This window comes from Nocardia noduli, assembly GCF_019038455.1.
GTDB classification, from domain to species: domain Bacteria; phylum Actinomycetota; class Actinomycetes; order Mycobacteriales; family Mycobacteriaceae; genus Nocardia; species Nocardia noduli.
Genome location: NZ_JAFMPL010000007.1, coordinates 117,379 through 135,622 on the forward strand (window position 1 = coordinate 117,379; position 18,244 = coordinate 135,622).

At 69.0% G+C, this 18,244-nt stretch carries 17 protein-coding genes; 11 read left to right on the top strand and 6 right to left on the bottom strand.

Annotated elements, in window-relative coordinates:
* Nucleotides 1-123 precede the first annotated feature (123 nt).
* The 8 genes from JZ792_RS07320 to JZ792_RS07355 all read left to right on the top strand — a co-directional run bounded on the left by JZ792_RS07320 (nucleotide 124) and on the right by JZ792_RS07355 (nucleotide 7,399).
* The gene (locus JZ792_RS07320) at nucleotides 124-357 is read left to right on the top strand and encodes a WhiB family transcriptional regulator (RefSeq protein WP_029901515.1); all 234 of its coding nucleotides are present in this window, start codon (nucleotides 124-126) and stop codon (nucleotides 355-357) included.
* Nucleotides 358-418: 61 nt separating this feature from the next.
* Nucleotides 419-895, top strand: a complete 477-nt coding sequence (locus JZ792_RS07325; RefSeq protein ID WP_198654510.1) for a metallopeptidase family protein — start codon at nucleotides 419-421, stop codon at nucleotides 893-895.
* 101 nt (nucleotides 896-996) lie between these two features.
* Complete coding sequence (locus JZ792_RS07330) at nucleotides 997-1,383, top strand: DUF3499 domain-containing protein (protein WP_109528404.1); 387 nt, start codon at nucleotides 997-999, stop codon at nucleotides 1,381-1,383.
* A gap of 67 nt (nucleotides 1,384-1,450) precedes the next feature.
* On the top strand, nucleotides 1,451-2,827 hold the full coding sequence (locus tag JZ792_RS07335; protein ID WP_216908121.1) for a phosphomannomutase/phosphoglucomutase: 1,377 nt from the start codon (nucleotides 1,451-1,453) through the stop codon (nucleotides 2,825-2,827).
* Nucleotides 2,828-2,939: 112 nt separating this feature from the next.
* Nucleotides 2,940-4,157: a tobH protein gene (locus tag JZ792_RS07340; RefSeq protein WP_216908123.1), complete on the top strand. Its 1,218-nt coding sequence runs from the start codon at nucleotides 2,940-2,942 to the stop codon at nucleotides 4,155-4,157.
* Complete coding sequence (manA, locus tag JZ792_RS07345) at nucleotides 4,157-5,374, top strand: mannose-6-phosphate isomerase, class I (RefSeq protein WP_216908125.1); 1,218 nt, start codon at nucleotides 4,157-4,159, stop codon at nucleotides 5,372-5,374. Before JZ792_RS07340 ends, manA begins: the two co-directional genes overlap by 1 nt.
* 72 nt (nucleotides 5,375-5,446) lie before the next feature.
* Nucleotides 5,447-6,367, top strand: coding sequence for a cation diffusion facilitator family transporter (locus JZ792_RS07350; protein WP_216908127.1), 921 nt, complete (start codon nucleotides 5,447-5,449; stop codon nucleotides 6,365-6,367).
* 111 nt (nucleotides 6,368-6,478) lie between these two features.
* On the top strand, nucleotides 6,479-7,399 hold the full coding sequence (locus JZ792_RS07355; RefSeq protein WP_216908129.1) for a cation diffusion facilitator family transporter: 921 nt from the start codon (nucleotides 6,479-6,481) through the stop codon (nucleotides 7,397-7,399).
* A gap of 159 nt (nucleotides 7,400-7,558) precedes the next feature.
* Here the strand turns inward: JZ792_RS07355 and JZ792_RS07360 are convergent, their stop codons facing one another.
* From JZ792_RS07360 to rfbD, 5 genes are all read right to left on the bottom strand, one after another.
* Nucleotides 7,559-9,010 carry a phytoene desaturase family protein gene (locus tag JZ792_RS07360; protein WP_216908131.1) on the bottom strand — a complete coding sequence of 484 codons (1,452 nt, stop codon included), beginning with the start codon at nucleotides 9,008-9,010 and terminating at the stop codon, nucleotides 7,559-7,561.
* A gap of 44 nt (nucleotides 9,011-9,054) precedes the next feature.
* Entirely contained in the window at nucleotides 9,055-9,630 is a 576-nt protein-coding gene (locus JZ792_RS07365; protein ID WP_216908133.1) for a TetR/AcrR family transcriptional regulator, read from the bottom strand.
* A gap of 76 nt (nucleotides 9,631-9,706) precedes the next feature.
* Nucleotides 9,707-10,786 carry a mannose-1-phosphate guanylyltransferase gene (gene manB / locus JZ792_RS07370; protein WP_109528412.1) on the bottom strand — a complete coding sequence of 360 codons (1,080 nt, stop codon included), beginning with the start codon at nucleotides 10,784-10,786 and terminating at the stop codon, nucleotides 9,707-9,709.
* Nucleotides 10,787-10,837: 51 nt separating this feature from the next.
* Complete coding sequence (locus JZ792_RS07375; RefSeq protein ID WP_216908202.1) at nucleotides 10,838-11,710, bottom strand: glycosyltransferase family 2 protein; 873 nt, start codon at nucleotides 11,708-11,710, stop codon at nucleotides 10,838-10,840.
* Between the two features lie 201 nt (nucleotides 11,711-11,911).
* Nucleotides 11,912-12,793 (bottom strand): dTDP-4-dehydrorhamnose reductase, encoded by an 882-nt coding sequence (rfbD, locus tag JZ792_RS07380; RefSeq protein ID WP_216908135.1) that lies wholly within the window; start codon nucleotides 12,791-12,793, stop codon nucleotides 11,912-11,914.
* Nucleotides 12,794-12,986: 193 nt separating this feature from the next.
* Between rfbD and JZ792_RS07385 the strand changes: the two genes are divergently transcribed.
* The 3 genes from JZ792_RS07385 to JZ792_RS07395 all read left to right on the top strand — a co-directional run bounded on the left by JZ792_RS07385 (nucleotide 12,987) and on the right by JZ792_RS07395 (nucleotide 16,640).
* Nucleotides 12,987-14,468, top strand: a complete 1,482-nt coding sequence (locus JZ792_RS07385) for an LCP family protein (protein ID WP_216908136.1) — start codon at nucleotides 12,987-12,989, stop codon at nucleotides 14,466-14,468.
* Between the two features lie 33 nt (nucleotides 14,469-14,501).
* Complete coding sequence (locus tag JZ792_RS07390) at nucleotides 14,502-15,224, top strand: TIGR03089 family protein (RefSeq protein WP_216908139.1); 723 nt, start codon at nucleotides 14,502-14,504, stop codon at nucleotides 15,222-15,224.
* Nucleotides 15,225-15,332: 108 nt separating this feature from the next.
* Nucleotides 15,333-16,640, top strand: coding sequence for a cytochrome P450 (locus JZ792_RS07395; RefSeq protein ID WP_216908141.1), 1,308 nt, complete (start codon nucleotides 15,333-15,335; stop codon nucleotides 16,638-16,640).
* Here JZ792_RS07395 and JZ792_RS07400 read toward each other — a convergent pair whose 3' ends face one another.
* Nucleotides 16,641-18,239 (bottom strand): carboxylesterase/lipase family protein, encoded by a 1,599-nt coding sequence (locus JZ792_RS07400; protein ID WP_216908143.1) that lies wholly within the window; start codon nucleotides 18,237-18,239, stop codon nucleotides 16,641-16,643. It lies immediately after the preceding gene.
* Between the last annotated feature and the right edge of the window lie 5 nt (nucleotides 18,240-18,244).

The following is an 18,244-nucleotide window of genomic DNA, read 5'->3' on the forward strand; positions in this document are numbered from 1 at the left end:
CCAACCGATTCCACAGCAGGCGCAGCACGTGGCGTCTGCACAGACATCGGCCGGATCGAACAGGAGGCGGGTGACGACATATCGACACCCCGGCTCAGCCTGGTCGTGACGGGCTTCGACGAGATGTTCGAATCCATCGAAGAGCAGTGGCAGGAACGCGCCTTATGCGCGCAGACCGATCCGGAGGCGTTCTTCCCCGAGAAGGGCGGCTCGACCCGCGAGGCCAAACGGATCTGCATGGGCTGTGAAGTACGCGACGAGTGCCTGGAATACGCACTCGCACACGATGAGCGCTTCGGGATCTGGGGCGGCCTCTCCGAACGGGAGCGCCGCCGCCTCAAGCGCGGAATCGGCTAGAACCTGATGCCGCACCGACCTCGATGCACGAGGTCGGTGCGTGTTCACCTAGATTTCTCTTATGTCTCGCTCTCGCAATCGACGACCACCGACCGCCCGGTCGGTGATCCGGCGTGGTCGCGGCGTGCGCGGACCCATGCTGCCTCCGACCGTTCCGGCGTGGCGTACGCGCGGCCAGCAATTCGACCGGCTGGTGCTGGAGGCGTTCGCGCCGCTGGACAGCCGCTGGCACGATCGACTCACCAAACTCGATATCGCCGTCGACGATGTCCCCAAAATCCGTCCGCTGCACCCCGATTCGGTCACCTGGCCAGACGAGGTGGTGGCTGACGGCCCCGTACCCCTGTCCCGACTGGTGCCCGCGGGCGTCGACCGGCACGGGGCGGCGACCCGTGCGCGGGTCGTGCTGTTCCGCAAACCACTGGAACTGCGGGCGGGCGATCCCGACGACCTCATCGATCTGTTGCGCGAGGTTCTCGTGCAACAGATCGCCACCTATCTCGGGGTCGATCCCGACCTCATCGACCCCGAGGACTAGCCCGGCGACCGTGGCGATCCCGCTGTGAGCCTCACCCCTTTTACCGCGTGTCCGGCCACCTCGGAGGGCCGAGTGGGGTTACTCTCATCCGCGTGATCCCCATGCGTCGTTGTTGCCGACCCGGCTGCAAGAATCCGGCCGTCGCGACGCTCACGTATGTGTACTCGGACTCGACCGCCGTCGTCGGACCACTGGCCACCGTCGCCGAACCGCACTCATGGGATCTGTGCGAAACCCACGCCTCCCGCATCACCGCCCCCAAGGGCTGGGACATGGTCAGGCACGAAGGCGGATTCTCCTCCAGCACACCGGACGACGACGATCTCACCGCGTTGGCCGAAGCCGTGCGCGAGGCCGGGTTGCGGCGCCGTCCGCCGGAACCCGACCAGCGCGGCTACCGCGATTACGCACCGCCGCCGCCCCAGCAGCGCACCACCAGGACCGGGCGACGCGGACATCTGCGCGTACTGCCCGACCCGCCGAGCTGACCCACCCCCGCGGCACGAGAACGGGACCCCGTCGATCCCGTCCGGCCGAGCCACTAGGGTAGTGGCTATGACAGCCACGCGCTCTGCCGAATTCGTGAACGCGGTGATCAAAGCCTATGACGTTCGCGGAGTGGTCGGTGAACAGCTCGACGCGCAATTCGTCAGCGACGTCGGGGCCTCGTTCGCGCGGTTGATGCGCTCCGAGGGCGCCTCTCGCGTTGTCATCGGACACGACATGCGCGACTCCTCACCGGAACTGGCCGCGGCCTTCGCCGAGGGCGTGACCGGACAGGGCCTGAACGTGGTGCATATCGGCCTCGCCTCCACCGACCAGCTCTACTTCGCCTCCGGCAGCCTCGAATGCCCCGGCGCGATGTTCACCGCGAGCCACAATCCGGCGCGCTACAACGGCATCAAGCTGTGCCGGGCCAAGGCGCTGCCCGTCGGCCAGGACACCGGCCTCGGCATCATCAAGGACGAAGTCGTCTCCGGCGTGCCCGCTTTCGACGGACCGCGCGGCGCCGAGACCGAGGTCGACGTACTCGCCGACTATGCGAGTTTCCTGCGCGGGCTGGTCGAACTCGACGACATCCGCCCCCTCACCATCGCGGTGGACGCGGGCAACGGCATGGGCGGGCACACGGTGCCCGCGGTGCTCGGCACGCTGGGCCAGGTGAAGATCGAGCCGCTGTATTTCGAACTGGACGGCTCCTTCCCCAACCACGAGGCCAATCCCCTCGATCCGGCGAATCTGGTGGATCTACAGAAGCTGGTCCGCAGCACCGGCGCCGATATCGGGCTGGCCTTCGACGGTGACGCCGACCGGTGTTTCGTGGTGGACGAGAAGGGCGATCCGGTGTCGCCGTCGGCCATCACCGCCCTGGTGGCCGAGCGCGAGCTGGCCAAGGAGCCGGGCGCGGTCGTCATCCACAACCTGATCACCTCGCACGCGGTGCCCGAACTGGTGCACGAACTCGGCGGCACGCCGGTGCGCACCCGGGTCGGCCACTCGTTCATCAAGCAGGAGATGGCAACCACCGGCGCGGTTTTCGGCGGTGAGCATTCCGCGCACTACTACTTCCGCGATTTCTGGGGCGCCGATTCCGGCATGCTCGCCGCCCTGCACGTGCTCGCCGCGCTCGGCGAGAAGGACCGGCCGGTCTCCGAGCTGATGGCGGCCTACGAGAAGTACGCCGCCTCCGGCGAGATCAATTCCACCGTCGCGGACGCGGCCGAGCGCACGCTCGCGGTGCTGGAGGCATTCGGGAACCGCGCGGTCGCCATCGACCGACTGGACGGTGTGACCGTGCAACTCGCCGACGACGCGTGGTTCAATCTGCGCGCGTCCAATACCGAACCGTTGCTCAGGTTGAACGTCGAAGCCAGGACGTCGGCGGAAGTAGACGCACTCGTGACCGAGATCCTGAGCATCGTCCGCTCCTGACTGGAATAGTGGAATCACAGACAGTGGATTCGTCCGACCTGGGCTCGGTGTGTACGACCCGGGTGCGTTCGGACGAATCGAATACAGCGGATGAGGGGAGGTGGGACGCCCGATGATCGCTGGAACTCCGGTACTCGACCTCGATGACGCCGCATCGCTCGAGGCAGCCGACAGCAGCGGCGCCCTGCGTTCGGCCGCTTCGGGAGGCGCCCAGGTACGCGCGACCGCGGCAGCCGTCGACGAGAACGCGCTCGCGTCACTCACCGACATCCGACCTCGCAGCGTCGTCCTGGTGACCGGCGGTGGCCGGGCCGCACGGGCGGGCGCACTGCTCGTCGCGGCGCTCGGCGACCGCGCCGGGTTGCCCATCGTGCCCGCTCCCGCGCTTCCGGCCTGGGTCGGACCACTCGACGTGGTCCTGATCGCGGGCGACGACGCGGGCGATCCACGTCTGATCGATGCCGTCGACCGCGCGCAGCGGCGCGGCGCCGAGGTGGTGATCGCGGCGCCGATGGAGGGCCCGTTGCGCACCGCCGCGGCCCGCCGCAGCGCGCTGCTCGAACCGCGCGTCACCGTCCTCGACCACAATCGGCTGCTGCGCTATCTGGCGGTCGGGATCGCGGTGCTGCGCACCGTCGACCCGTCGCGTTCGGGGGCCGTCGTCCCCGATCTCGCCGCGCTCGCCGATGTACTCGACGCCGAGGCCATGCGCGACGCGCCGCAGAACGAGGTCTTCCACAATCCGGCCAAGACGCTGGCGACGCGCATGCAGCAGCACGGGATCGTGTTCGCGGGCGACTCCCCCGCCGCCGTGGCACTGGCCGAGCACAGCGCCGAGGTGCTGTTGCAGTCGGCGGGCCGGGTGGCGGCCTCCGCCGACCTGCACGAGGCCGTCACGGCCAACGCGCGCCTCGCCGACGCCGCGGGCGGGGTCGCACCCGATTTCGACCCGCTGTTCCACGACGAGGAACTCGACGGTCCGGCTCCGGTGGAACGCACCAGGATCTTCGTCCTCAGCACCGACCCCGACCAGTCCTCCGCCCGCCGCAGGCTCGCGGTATTCGGCGGTTCCGGCGTGGTCGACGCCGATCTGCTCAACGCCGACGTCGATCTGTTGCAGAACACGCTCGACGATCCGGCGGGTCCGACGCGGGCCCGGGTCGACGAGGCCGGGGTTCCGCTGCCGGGATCGGCCACCCACAGCACCGAACTGGAGCAACTCGCCGTGCTCGCCGTCCGTATCGAAATGGCCGCGGCCTACCTGCGTTTGATCGGTGCGCGCGGCGGCGCCGCGGCACCGGGTGATCAGTACGACGGGGGACGCTACTAGTGCACGAACTCGTTGGTGCGCTGCGCTCCTACGCCTGGGGTTCGCGCACCGCGCTCGCCGAACTGTGCGGCAGACCCGTTCCCTCCGCCCATCCCGAGGCCGAATTGTGGTTCGGCGCCCATCCCGCCGATCCCGCCCATGTGCGCACGCCGGAGGGCACCGTCTCACTGCTGAAGCTGGTCGCGGCCGATCCCGAGCGTGAACTCGGCGCGGCCGCATCGGAGTTCGGCGGCAAACTGCCGTTCCTGCTGAAGATCCTGGCCGCCGAGGAACCGCTGTCGCTACAGGCGCATCCGAGCGAGGTCCAGGCCCAGACGGGATTCGAACGGGAGAATCGCGCGCGGGTGCCGCTGGATTCCCCGATGCGCAACTATCGCGACGAGAACCACAAGCCGGAACTGGTCGTCGCACTGGAGCGGTTCGAGGCGCTCGCGGGATTCCGCGCGCCGGAGCGCACGGTGGCGCTGTTGCGCGCGCTCGGCGTGCCACAGCTCGAATCCTATGCCGAACTCCTTGCGGCGCAGCCGGATTCGGCCGGATTGCGCACGCTGTTCACGACCTGGATCACCCTGCCGCACAATGTGCTCGCCGCGCTGCTGCCCGCGGTGCTCGACGGCTGCGTGCGCTACCTGTCGGCCAGGGACGACCGGGTCTTCGTCGCCGAGGCCCGCACCACGCTCGAACTCGCCGAGGCCTATCCCGGTGACGCCGGGGTGCTCGCGGCGATGCTGCTCAATCGGGTGACCCTGGAACCGGGACAGGGTTTGTTCCTCGACGCGGGTAACCTGCACGCCTACCTGAGCGGACTCGGCGTCGAGATCATGGCCAACTCCGACAACGTGCTGCGTGGCGGTCTCACCCCGAAACACGTCGACGTGCCCGAACTGCTGCGGGTCCTGGATTTCGAACCGATCGACCTGCCCGCCGTGCTGCCCGAACCCGCGGGCGACGGGTCGGTCCGATATCGCACGCCCGCACCGGAATTCGCGCTGCACCGCTTCGACCTGACCGCGGGCACCGGGCAGGTGCCGCTGCACGACGGCCCCGGCATCGTGCTGTGCACGGCGGGTACCGTGCGGCTGCTGCGCGGCGGACAGACCCTGCTGCTCGAACGCGGCGCGGCCGCCTGGATCTCGGCCGCCGACAGCGATATTCGGGCACAGGCGGTGGACGGCGCGGCCCAGTTCTTCTGCGCGTGCGTCGGCAGCGCGAACTGATCTCATTCGGTGACCGGCGGCGGGGCACGCTAAGTTAGCCGAGATCGGCAAACGAGAGAGGACACCCGACATATGTCTGCTGGTGGTGGCAAGAAGGCGATTATCGCCGCGTTGACGGCGAATGCCGGAATCGCGGTCGCGAAGTTCGTCGGTGCGGCGATCACCGGTTCGGCGTCGATGCTGGCAGAGGCCGTGCACTCGGTGGCCGACACCTCCAATCAGGGCCTGCTGCTGTTCGGGCAGAAGCGCGCCGAAAAGGAAGCCGACCAGCTGCATCCGTTCGGATACGGCCGCAATCGCTACTTCTACTCGTTCATCGTCGCCCTGGTGCTGTTCACACTCGGCTCGATCTACGCGCTCTACGAAGGTATCCACAAGGTTCAACACCACGAGGAACTCAAGTCGCCGATCGTCGCGATCGTGATCCTGGTGATCGCCATCGGACTCGAGACCTACAGTTTCATGACCGCGGTCAAGGAATCGCGGCCGCTGAAGGGCACGAGCAGCTGGTGGCGGTTCATCAAGACCTCGCGCAGCCCCGAACTGCCGGTGGTGCTGCTCGAGGACACCGGCGCGCTGATCGGTCTGGTCTTCGCCCTGTTCGGTGTCGGACTGACCATGCTGACCGGCGATCCGGTGTGGGACGCCATCGGCACCCTGGCGATCGGCGCGCTGCTCGGTGTCATCGCGGTCATCCTCATCATCGAGATGCAGAGTCTGCTGATCGGTGAGGGCGCGACGCCCGAGGAGGACGTCGAGATCCGGTCGAATCTGGTGGACGGTCACCGCATCGAGCGGGTCATCCACCTCAAGACGCAGTACCTCGGTCCCGAGGAGATCCTGGTCGCCGCCAAACTGGCGTTCACGCCCGGACTCGATATCGGCCAGATCGCCAACGCGATCGACGAGGCCGAATCGCGGGTGCGCGCCGCCGTGCCCGCCGCGCGGGTGATCTACCTCGAACCGGATCTGTATCGGGAACCGGCGAACTAGCCCGATTTCCCGGGGTCCGGTCGATCGACAGCCGGCCCCGGACTCGGCGTCGGCCGGGCGGCTGGTGTGCCTGCCCCGCGACGACCGGGTCCGCGAGTAGCGTCGGCCGGTATGTCGAGCGGTGGTAGCAAGACGGCCGTGTACGCGGCGTTGGCGGCCGACGCGGGGATCGCCGTCGCGAAATTCGCGGGCGCCGCGATCACCGGATCGTCGTCGATGCTGGCCGAGGCCATCCACTCGGTCGCCGATACCGCCAATCAGGGACTGCTGCTGATCGGGCAGAAACGCGCCGAGCAGCGTCCGGATCGGTTGCACCCCTTCGGCTACGGCCGCAACCGCTACTTCTACGCGTTCGTCGTCGCGCTCGTGCTGTTCTCGCTCGGCTCGCTCGCCGCGATCGACGAGGGGATCCACAAGATCCGCGAACCCGAGCATCTCAGCGACCCGTTCGTCGCCATCGTGATCCTGCTGGTCGCGATGGTCCTGGAAGGGTTCAGCCTGGCCACGGCCACCCGCGAATCCCGCCCGTTCAAACAGCAGTCGAGCTGGTGGGCCTTCATCCGCAATTCCCGCAACCCCGAACTGCCGGTGGTGCTGCTCGAGGACAGCGGTGCGCTGATCGGTCTGCTGCTCGCCTTCGCGGGCGTCGGGCTGACGATGGTCACCGGCAACCCGATCTGGGACGGGATCGGCACGCTCGGCATCGGCATCCTGCTCGGCGTCATCGCGACCGTCCTGATCGTGGAGATGAAAAGTCTGCTCATCGGTGAGGGCGCGACGCCGAGCCAGGACGCGGCCATCCGCGCGAATCTGGTGGACGGCACGCGGATCGAACGCGTCATCCACCTGGAGACCCAATACCTCGGTCCGGAGGAACTGCTGGTGGCCGCGAAGATCGCCGTCGCCCCCGGACTGGCTATCGCCGACATCGCCACGGCGATCGACGACGCCGAGGCAAGGGTCCGCGCGGCGGTGCCGATCGCGGAGCGGATCTATCTGGAGCCGGACCTGTATCGCGAACGCCTCGGCTGACCGTCGAGCGGGCGTCGCGATTGCGTGCCGATCGCCTCCGCGGTGGTCTCGACCCCGATACGGACAGACCTTCGTCCGCCATCACACGCGGCGGTTCGCCGCCGGATGCCATTCCACGACTCCGAGGCTGGACCGACAGTCTGCTACGGCCGCCCGGTCTCACCCTCGGCGAAGCAGGCCGAGCGGATCGGTGTGGATGCCGAAACGGGAACGCAGGACGTGGCGGGCCGCGTGCAGGCCGTTCATACCGTGGACGCCGGGTCCGGGCGGGGTCGCCGACGAGCACAGGTAGACGCCGGGAACGGGAGTCGCGTACGGATTCCAGCGCGGGGCGGGGCGGAAGAGGAACTGGCGCAACGACATCGCGCCCGCCGAGATGTCGCCGCCGATGTAATTTGCGTTGTGCTCGGGCATTTCGGCCGCGGTGATGACGTGTTTCGCCAGTATCAGATCGGTGAAGCCGGGGGCGAAACGTTCGACCTGGGCCACGACGGCGGCGCTCACATCGCGCGGTGATCCGTTGGGGACGTGGGCGTAGGTGTAGAAGGTGTGGTTGCCCGCCGGGGCGCGGGTCGAATCGACGACGCCCGGTTGGATGGCGAGCACGTAGGGCCGGTCGGCGTGGCGGCCCGCGGCGACGGCGCGTTCGGCGGCCACGGCCTCGCTCCTGGTGCCGACCAGGTGCAGCGTGCCCGCGCGAGCGCAGTCCTCGGCCGTCCACGGCACCGGTCCGGAGAGCGCGAAATCGACCTTGCAGGCCGCGCCGCCGTAGCGGAAATCCCGCAGCCGGTCGGCGTAGCGGTCGGGAAGCCGGTGACCGCCGATGCGGAGCAGTTCGGCGGGACTCAGATCGAGCAGCACCGGTTCGTCCGGGAATTCGTCGAGCGAGTCGATCCGATGGTCGGTGTGCACGCGGCCACCGAGACGTTCGAGTTCGGCGATCAGCGCGTCCGGAATCGCCTGGCTGCCACCGCGCGGCAGCCCCCAGCCGCCCGCGTGGGCCAGGGTGCCGAGCAGCATGCCCGCCCCCGCCGCGGGAATGGCGCGCGGCGGGGTGATCGCGTGCGTCGCGACGCCGGTCAGCATCGACGCCGCGGGTTCGTCGTCGAACCGCAGATTCCACAACGGCGTGCCCTGTTCGACGACGCGGAGTCCGAAGCGCGCGGCCGTCAGCAGATCACGCGGCAACCTGCGCAGATCCGACATCGCGACCTCGACGACGGCCTCCCAGTGCCGGACCATCGGGGCGAAGAGTCTGCGCCATGCCGCGCCGTCGCGTCCGAGACCGTCGACCGTGCGGTCGAGATCGCGCCAGGCCACCCCCGCCCGGCCACCGTCGAGCGGATGGGCGTAGGAGACCTCCGGCGTCAGCAGTTCCACGCCGTGCGCGGGGAGATCGAACGCGCGGAAGAACGGCGAGGCCGAGGCCATGGGATGCGCGCCCGCGCACAGATCGTGACGGAATCCGGGCAGGGTCAGCTCGACCGTGCGCGATCCGCCGCCCGCGCTCGGCTCGGCCTCGTAGACCTCCACCGCGAGACCGGCCCGCGCCAGGATCACCGCGGCCGCGAGACCGTTCGGTCCCGATCCGACCACCACCGCATCCGCCATGACCACACGCTACCGCCGGATCCGACCGCGTCACCGGCCCTGGATCAGACGCGAACGGCGGCAAGCCATTCGGCGACGAGTAGGGCCAGGCGTTGCTCACGCAACTCCGGTCGCAGCCTGCCCGCGCGTTCGAGGGTGGCCAGGCCGTGGATGGAACTCCACGCGACTTCCGCGCGCGCGCCGAGGTCGGCGTCGTCGACGAACGGCCGGAACAGACCCTCGAAAACGGCGAAGGCGTCGCGCAACGGCTGCGGCGCGTCCAGTCCGAAGACGAGATCGGTCGACAGCAGGAACATCGCGTCGTAGCGGGCCGGATTCGCGGCGGCGAAATCCAGGTAGGCGCGGGTCACGCTTTCCAGCGCCTCGGCGGGGGTCGCCGCGGTTTCCTCGGCGGCGCGCAACGCGGTGGTGAGATCGATGATGCCCTCGACGGCCACGGCCGCGACGATCGCTGCCTTACCCGTGAAATGGCTGTACAACACGGGTTGGCTGTATTCGATGCGCTCGGCCAGCTTGCGCACCGTCACCGCCTCCCAGCCCTGACTTTCCGCGAGTTCGCGAGCGGCATCGATGATCCGCTGATGCCGATCGGCCCGTTCGCGTTCTTTTCGGGTGGTCATACCGAGATTCTAGCATCGCTAGACATTCTAACGAGGCTCTGCCGGGGCGAGGGGAGCGAGCCCCCGTCCGCCGCGATCAGACGTCGGTGGAGAAGCGGATGCCGCCGTCCGGGATTTCCACGCCGGGCCAGACGCGAGCGCCGCGCAGCAGTTCACAGCGGGCGCCGACCTGCGCGCCGTCACCGATGACACCGTCGCGCACCAGCGCCCGGGGGCCGATGCGGGCGCCGAAACCGATGATGGAGCGTTCCACCGTGGCACCCGCCTCGATGATCGCGCCGTCGAAGATGACCGCGCCGTCCAACCGCGCACCCGCGCCGATCTCCGCGCCGCGCCCGACGACGGTGCCGCCGATGAGCAGGGCGCCGGGAGCGACACCGGCACCGGGATGGACCAGGGATTCCCCGCGCTGCCCCGGCAGGGCGGGCGAGGGCGCGATACCGCGGACGAGGTCGGCCGAACCCCGGACGAAATCCTCCGGTGTGCCCATATCGCGCCAGTACGAGGTGTCCACGTGGCCCTGCACGCGGGCGCCCTCGGCGAGCAGCGCCGGGAACACCTCGCGTTCCACCGAGACCGGGCGACCGGCCGGGATCTTCTCGATGTACTCGCGGCGGAACACGTAGCAGCCCGCGTTGATCTGGTCGGTCGGCGGATCCTGGGTCTTCTCCAGGAACGCGGTGACCCGGCCGTCGGCGTCGGTCGGCACGCAGCCGAAGGCCCTCGGATCGCTGACCCGGACCAGATGCAGGGTGACATCGGCGTTGGTCGACTCGTGGGTGTCGAGAATCGCGCCGAGTTCGGTGCCGCCGAGCACATCGCCGTTGAAGACCATCACGGTGTCACCGCGCAGCTTGGGCAGCACGTTGCGGATGCCGCCCCCGGTGCCGAGCGGCTCGCTCTCGGTGACGTACTCCAGGTCGAGTCCCAGGTCGGCGCCGTCACCGAAATGCTCCTCGAAGACCTCCGCCTTGAACGAGGTGCCGAGTACGACGTGGGTGATCCCGGCTTCGGCGATCCGCGCGAGCAGGTGGGTCAGGAACGGCAGTCCCGCGGTCGGCAGCATCGGCTTGGGTGCCGACAGGGTCAGCGGACGCAGCCGCGTTCCCTGGCCGCCGACCAGAATCACGGCTTCGGTGCCTGCATGTCCTGACATCAACTTCCCCTGTTCACAGTGGATTGTTCCGCGCGGCGGCCCCGACTCGGGTCAGCCTCGTGCCTGCTGTCGCAGCGCAGATCGAACCGCAATCCGGGAGCGAATGGCAAGTCCGGCCCGCAACGCCAGCCGCAGCGGCGCCTGCCACCAGTGCGGATGCCGGTCGGCCTGGAACCGGTAGGCGCTCGCGTGGTGGGCGGGCAGCATCAGTTCCGGGTGGCGGCTCGCCGCGTGTCCCTGGGCGTGGGTGACCTCGGCGGTCGGGACGAAGACATTGTGCCAGCCCGCCTTGCCGAGGCGGTCGCCGAAGTCGACGTCCTCCATGTACATGAAGTAGCGCGAGTCGAAGCCGTCGATCGAATCGAAGGCGCTGCGCCGGACCAGCAGGCAGGAGCCCGAAAGCCACCCGACGGTGCGTTCCGAGATCTGCTCGTTGTCCTGGCGATAGCGCCGGGTCCACGGGTTCGCTGGCCAGACGGTGCCCAGGATCGCGTGACCTGCGCCGTCGAGCAGACCGGGCACCGAACGCGCGGACGGGTAGACGGTGCCGTCCGGATCGAGCACCATCGGTCCGAGCGCGCCCGCGCGCGGCCAGCGCTCGGCCGCGGCCAGCAGTTCGTCGATGGAATCGGTGCCCCAGCGGATGTCGGGGTTGGAGATGACGATGAATTCGATATCGGGGTCGATCTCGGCGACGGCCCGATTGATCGCGCCGCCGTAGCCGAGATTTCCGCCGGTCCGTAGCAGTCGCACGTGTGAATTCGCCTCGGCCGCCAGTTCCGGGACACCGTCGACCGAGCCGTTGTCGGCCAGGATCACCTGCGGTTTCTCACCGGTGGCGTGCGCTAGCGTGGTGATGAAATGGTCCAGGTGCTCGCCCGGTGAATAGGTCACCGTCACGACCGCGATGCGGCCGGGGGACACGGATTCCGAGGACGGGTTGTCGGTTCGCTCGCTGCGCTCACTCACGACCGCCGAGCCTAGTCGGAACCGTTCCGGCGCGCGGCCCGCGGTGCGAATACTGGCGGCATCGCCCGTGACGCCGACCGCGGTCGAACAGCGGAGCGCGGCGATGATCGAAATCGATACGGGCGGAGCGGGTCTCGCCGACGATCTGTCCCGGGCTCAGCGATCGGCCAGCGCGGCGCGCAGCGCGTCCCGCCACGGACGCAGCGGTGTCAGTCCGGCGGCCACCCACGACCGGTCCGACAGCACCGAATAGGCCGGGCGGCGCGCGGGTCTCGGGAACGCGGTGGAATCGCACGGACGTACCCGCTCCGGATCGGCGCCGATCTCCTCGAAGACGGCGCGGGCCAGCTCGAACCAGGTGGCGCGGCCCGTGTTGGTGGCGTGCAACACGCGGGGCGGGGCCTGCGCGGAGGCGAGGTCGAGCAGGGCCGCGGCGAGGTCGACGGCGTAGGTGGGTGAGCCGAGCTGGTCGTCGACCACGTCGACGGTGCCGCGCTCACCTTCCAGGCGGAGCATGGTAGCGACGAAATCGCCGTCACGTCCCCGGTACACCCAGGCCGTGCGCACCACCACCGCGTCGGGGGCGATATCGAGGACAGCGCGCTCCCCCGCCAGTTTCGAGCGCCCGTACACCGTCGTCGGTCCGGTCGGGTCGGCGGTGTCGTAGGGCCGATCGTGGGTACCCGGGAACACGTAATCGGTGGACAGGTGGATCAATCGGGCTCCGGCCCGCGCGCATTCGGCCGCGAGCACGGCGGGGCCGGTCTCGTTGGCGGCGAAGGCGGCGGCCTGCTCGGATTCGGCGCGGTCGACCGCGGTGAAGGCGGCGCAGTTGAGCACGACGTCATCGGGCCCGACGACCGCGCGGACCGCGGTGGGATCGGTGATGTCCAGGTCGGTTCGGCCGTATCCGCGGGCGTCGGGCGCCAGCCGCAGGAGCTCCCGGCCCACCTGTCCACCGGCTCCGGTCACGACGAGACGGGCGGTCAACGGTGGGTTCGACACAGTCACGGGCGCAAGTCTGGCACGCCGTGACATCGCCGGTTGACCCGTACCGAGGTAGCCGTTGGTTAGCCTGGGGGCGTATGTTCCGGTGGACAGTTGCCACCGGAGCGGGCAGGGGGCAGCCGGAGGCGGGGCCGGTCGGGTGGATGACGCCGTCGGCGTTCCGACGGTACGTGCCGCGCCCGGATTCCATCGAGTTCGTCGAGAGGATGCGGGAGTTGAGTCGATGAGCGGGTCGGTTCCGTCACGATCGTCCGGAGCCGGCGGCCCGGGAACCGTCGGGCCCGTACAGGTCATCGTCGCGTTGCTCGCCGCGCTCGTCGTGGTGGTCACCGGTTTCGCCTGGCACAGCGTCGACGCGCTGATCTCCAATATCGAACGCATCGGCGACCTGGGACTGGGCGGAAGTCGCGACGGCGCGATCGACATCCTGCTGGTCGGGGTGGACAGTCGCACCGACGCGCACGGCAACCCGCTGACGCAGGCGGAACGGGCCATGCTGCACGCGGGTGACGAGGTCGGCACCAATACCGACACCATCGTTCTGGTGCGCGTCCCCAACGACGGGCGTTCCGCGACCGCCATCTCGCTACCCCGCGACTCCTACGTCGACATACCGGGATTCGGCAAGGGCAAGATCAACTCGGCCTACGGCGCGACCAAGGAGGCCGAGCGCGCGAAACTCATCGGCACCGGTCTGTCCGACTCCGAAGTCGACAAGCGGGCCACCCAGGCCGGTCGCAAGGCGCTGATCACCACCGTCGCCAATCTGACCGGTATCGGCGTCGATCACTACGCCGAGGTGAGCCTGCTCGGATTCGTCCTGCTCACCGAGGCCGTGGGCGGTGTCGACGTCTGCCTGAACCATTCGGTGGACGAATGGATGTCGGGTGCGGACTTCCCCGCCGGACGGCAGAAACTCGACGGTCCGCAGGCATTGAGTTTCGTGCGCCAGCGCCACGACCTCGAGCGCGGCGATCTCGACCGGATCGTGCGCCAGCAGGTGTTCATGGCCCAGCTCGTCGGACAGGTGCTCAGTGCGAAGACCCTCGCGAATCCCTCGCGGCTCGGCCAGCTCAGCGAGGCGGTCGGGCGCACCGTCGTACTGGACGAGGACTGGGACGTGCTGACCTTCCTCCAGCAGCTCAAGGATCTGTCCGGTGGGCAGGTGAAATTCGAGACCATTCCGGTGACCGATCTCAACGGCATGACCGGCGACGGCGAATCCGTGGTGCGGGTCGACCCGAAAGCCGTGAAGTCCTATGTGGCATCGCTCGTCGGCGGGCCGAGCGGCGAAACCCCACAGCCACTGGTGAATCCGGACAGCGTGACGGTCGACGTCTACAACGCGGGCGGGGTCGCGGGGCTGGCGGGCAAGGTCTCGCAGGCGTTGAGCGCCAAGGGTTTCCGCGAGGGCACCGTCACGAACTATTCCGGACGCAGCGCGAGCAGCAGCCGGGTGCTCACCGCCGACACCTCTGATTCGCGCGCCAAGGCCGTCGCGCAGGCGCTCGGCGGGCTGGCCGTGATCGCCGACGAGTCGATGTCGCCGGGTTCGGTCGGGGTCGTGCTCGCGAGCGACTATTCTGGTCCGGGCTCGGCGGCGAGCTCCATGTTCGATCTCTCCGGACCCTCGACCTCCGCGACGCCGGTTCCCCCCGCCCCACCGATCGACGCAGGCCAGAACGGACCGAAATGCGTGAACTGACCCCCCTCCCCGCCGACGATCGTGACGTCGAGCATGCGTGACCTCGACCAGGCGCTCACCCTCACCGAGGCCGTCCTCGACCCGATCCTGGCCCGCGAACCGGCAGGTCCGCGCGTCACCTGGTACAACGACGCGAACGGCGCGCGGATCGAACTGTCCGGGCTGACGCTGGCGAACTGGGCCGCCAAGACCGGCAACCTGATCCGCGACGAATTCGGGCTGAGCCCCGGCGCACGGGTCGCGGTCCTGCTACCCGCGCACTGGCAGACCGCCGCGGTGCTACTCGGCTGCTGGTGGGCCGGGACCGAGGTCGTGCTGCGCCCCGATCCCGACGCCGACCTGGCTCTGGTCACACCCGATCGCATCGATGACGTTGACGGTGTCGCCGAAGTGGCCGCGCTCTCGCTCGATCCCATGGGTATGCCGGTGCGCGATCTGCCCATCGGGATCACCGACTTCGCCACCGCCGTCCGGGTGCACGGCGACCAGTTCCATCCGCGCGGCGCCGGTGTCGCGCTCGACGGCATGCCCGTGTCGGAAGTTCTCGCCGAAGCCAGGAAGTCGGCCCTGCGACAGGGTTTCGCCGAGGGTGACCGGGTGCTGTCGAGCACGCCCTGGGAGACCCCCGCCGAACTGATCGACGGATTGATCTCGGTGCTCGCGGTCGGCGCGTCGCTGGTACAGGTCGTCAATCCGGACCCGGCCGCCAAGGAACGCAGGATCGCCTCGGAACGGGTCACCGCGCAGCGCGGGTAGCGGGAGTCCTACCCAGGTATAGGTCCGGCGTCCGACCGGAGGCCGTTTCACCGCCGTGGCCGACCCCGTAACGTGGGAGACATCACACAACGACGAGGTCGGTGGTACATGAAGCCGCAATATTGGTTCCGTTGGCTGTCTCAACAGGGCGCGCCGCGCTTCGTACTGCGCACGCAAGCGCGTCGCGGCGACCCGTTCGCCGTCCTCATGGGCGGGCCCGGCGGCATCGACGATCCGTACCCGCTCATCGAAGAACTCCGCGGGCGGGACCGACTGCTTCGCACCAGCCTGTCCTGGGCGGTCTTCGACCACGAACTGAGCCGAGCGATCCTGCGCGACAGCCGGTTCGGGGTGCGCACACCGGAGAGTTTCGACGTCCCGAAACCGTTGCGGATGCTCGCGCAACGGTCACCGCTGCCGCCCAATCCGGTGGAACCGCCGTCGATGCTCGTCATCGATCCGCCCCAGCACACGGCCATGCGCAAACCGGTCGCGTCCGCGTTCACGCCGAGGGCCATCGCCAAACTCCGCGAACGGGTCGAGACGGTGACCGAGGAATTGCTCGACGCGCTGCCGTCGGACGGTTCGGCCGATCTCGTCGCCGCGTTCGCCGCCCAGGTGCCGATCGCGATCATCTCCGAAATGCTCGGCTTCCCCGATGAGGATCGCGATCTGTTCCTCGGCTGGGGCGATCGGATGACACCGCTGCTCGATGTGGGCATCTCCTGGCGCACGCACCGCCGCGCCCTGGAATCCATGGAGGTGATGAACGAATACCTCGACGCGCATATCGCACGGCTGCGCCGCACCCCCGGCGACGACATCATGAGCACGCTGGTCAGCGCGGGCGAACTCGACGACTACGCGCTCAAGGCCACCGCGAGTCTGCTGATGGGCGCTGGATTCGAGACCACCGTCAATCTCATCGGCAACGGCGTCGTCCAATTGCTCGCCAACCCCGACCAGCTCGCCCGATTGCGCGACGAACCCGACCTGTGGCCCAATGCCGTGGAAGAGGTACTCCGCATCGATTCACCGGTCCAGACCACGGCGCGGACCGCGCTCGAAGACCTCGAACTCGACGGCGTACAACTCCGGCGGGGTCACACCGTCGTGCTCTCACTCGCCGGGGCCAATCGCGACCCGAAGGTGTTCGCCGATCCGGACCGTTTCGACGTCACGCGCGCGAACGCCAAGGAGCACCTGTCCTTCAGCAACGGCATCCACGTCTGCCTCGGCGCCAGCCTCGCCAGGATGGAGGGGGTGTACGCGCTGCGCGCGCTGTTCGAGCGGTTCCCCGATCTGGCGCTGGACGGCACACCGCGACGCCGTCGGCTGTTCACCCTGCACGGCTACGAACACATGCCGGTCCGGCTGGGTCGCGCGGCGCACGCGAAACAGCCGTCCTCGGTCTGATCAGCTGAAACCGACGGCCTGCTCACCCCAGGCGGTGTGCAGGTCGGCGTCCGGATTGCCGACGACGCGGTCCACCGCGTCGATCAACAGGGTGGCCCGGTCGGCCCGGCGATACGGCGGCCAGTGCTTGGAACCGTCGAGCGCGGCGGGCACACCGTGGGTCGCGAAGGCCAGCCAGCGGCGCATCATCCGGCCGGAGACCTCGGTGGCCGCCTTGCGTCCGCCGAGCCAGAATGTCGGATCGTGGTTGAGTGTGCCGAAATTGCCGAACACATAGGGCAATTCGGTCGCGTGGCCCGCGCCGACGCGGGCCGCGCGCAGCATCGGCGTCGCGTGGTCGAAGCGATAGGCCCAGGTCGGCGAATGCGCGGCGTGGCCGTCGGCCACCCAGTGCGCCGGCATGCGGAAAGCCGCGTCGGTCGACATGGCCAGCGCGCCCCTGGTCTTCGCCAGATCCGGGTAGGCGGAGGTGATCTCGGCGATCCGCTCGGCCGACCACTCCGGATGGCCCGCGGCCACGTCCTCCAGCATCAGGTTCACCGCTTCGGGCGTCACCGGCATGATCGGCGAACGGAACACCCGGAACAGCGACGACTCGTCCTTGTTCGTGCCGATGATGAGCGGCACCCGGTGGGAGCGGCCCGCCTGGAACCGGTCGACCGGATAGGTCGGCAGCAGGTCACCGTCGACGACGGGCGCCGCCGCCAGTCTGCCCGGCTCCCGCAGCGGCACCTCGTCGAGCAGCACACCCGCCGCCTGCACGATTCGATCGATCGGCATATCGCTCAGTTCGAGCGCGCGCGAGGAGGGCAGTTCGAGTATCTCCATGAACCGCCGTGCCACGCCCGCGGCCCGCTCCTGACCGAAAACCGTGGTGGCGGGCGGACTCTGGGCGATCGCCCGATGGAAGAGCCCGGCCGCGCGCGGGGAGGTCAACAGCGCGGTCACGCAGCCGCCGCCGGAGGATTCGCCGAACAGCGTCACATTGCCGGGATCACCGCCGAAGGCGGCGATATTGTCGCGCACCCATTCCAGCGCCGCGATCTGATCGTGCAGCCCGAGGTTGGGCACGAAACCGTGGAACAGCGAGGACAGATCGAGGAATCCGAGCGCGCCGATCCGATAGTTGACCCCTACCACCACGACGTCACCGATCTCGGCGAGTTTGCGCCCGTCGTAGACCGCCTGCGCGGCGGTACCGAGGCAGTAGGCGCCGCCGTGCAGCCAGACCATGACCGGTCGCGGTTCACCGTCCTCGGTCAGCAGGCCGCGCGGGGCCCACACGTTCAGCCACAGGCAGTCCTCGCCCATCCGCAGATCCGAGTCGACCGGCACCATGGTGCCCATCGTTTGCGGGGCGATATTGCCGAACGTCGAACAGTCACGGACGCCGTCCCAGCTCTGTGGCGGCGAGGGCGGACGGAACCGCCCGGTTCCGGTGACGGGCGCGCCGTAGGGGATGCTGCGCCAGACGGCGACCGGTCCGTCGAGAAACCCCCGAACGGGGCCGTACTCGGTGCGCGCGACCGGCGCGTAGTCGTCGTGCGTCACCGTCGGCGTTGCGGCTCGGCCCGGGCTCCGCTCACTGTGCTCGCTCATCTTCC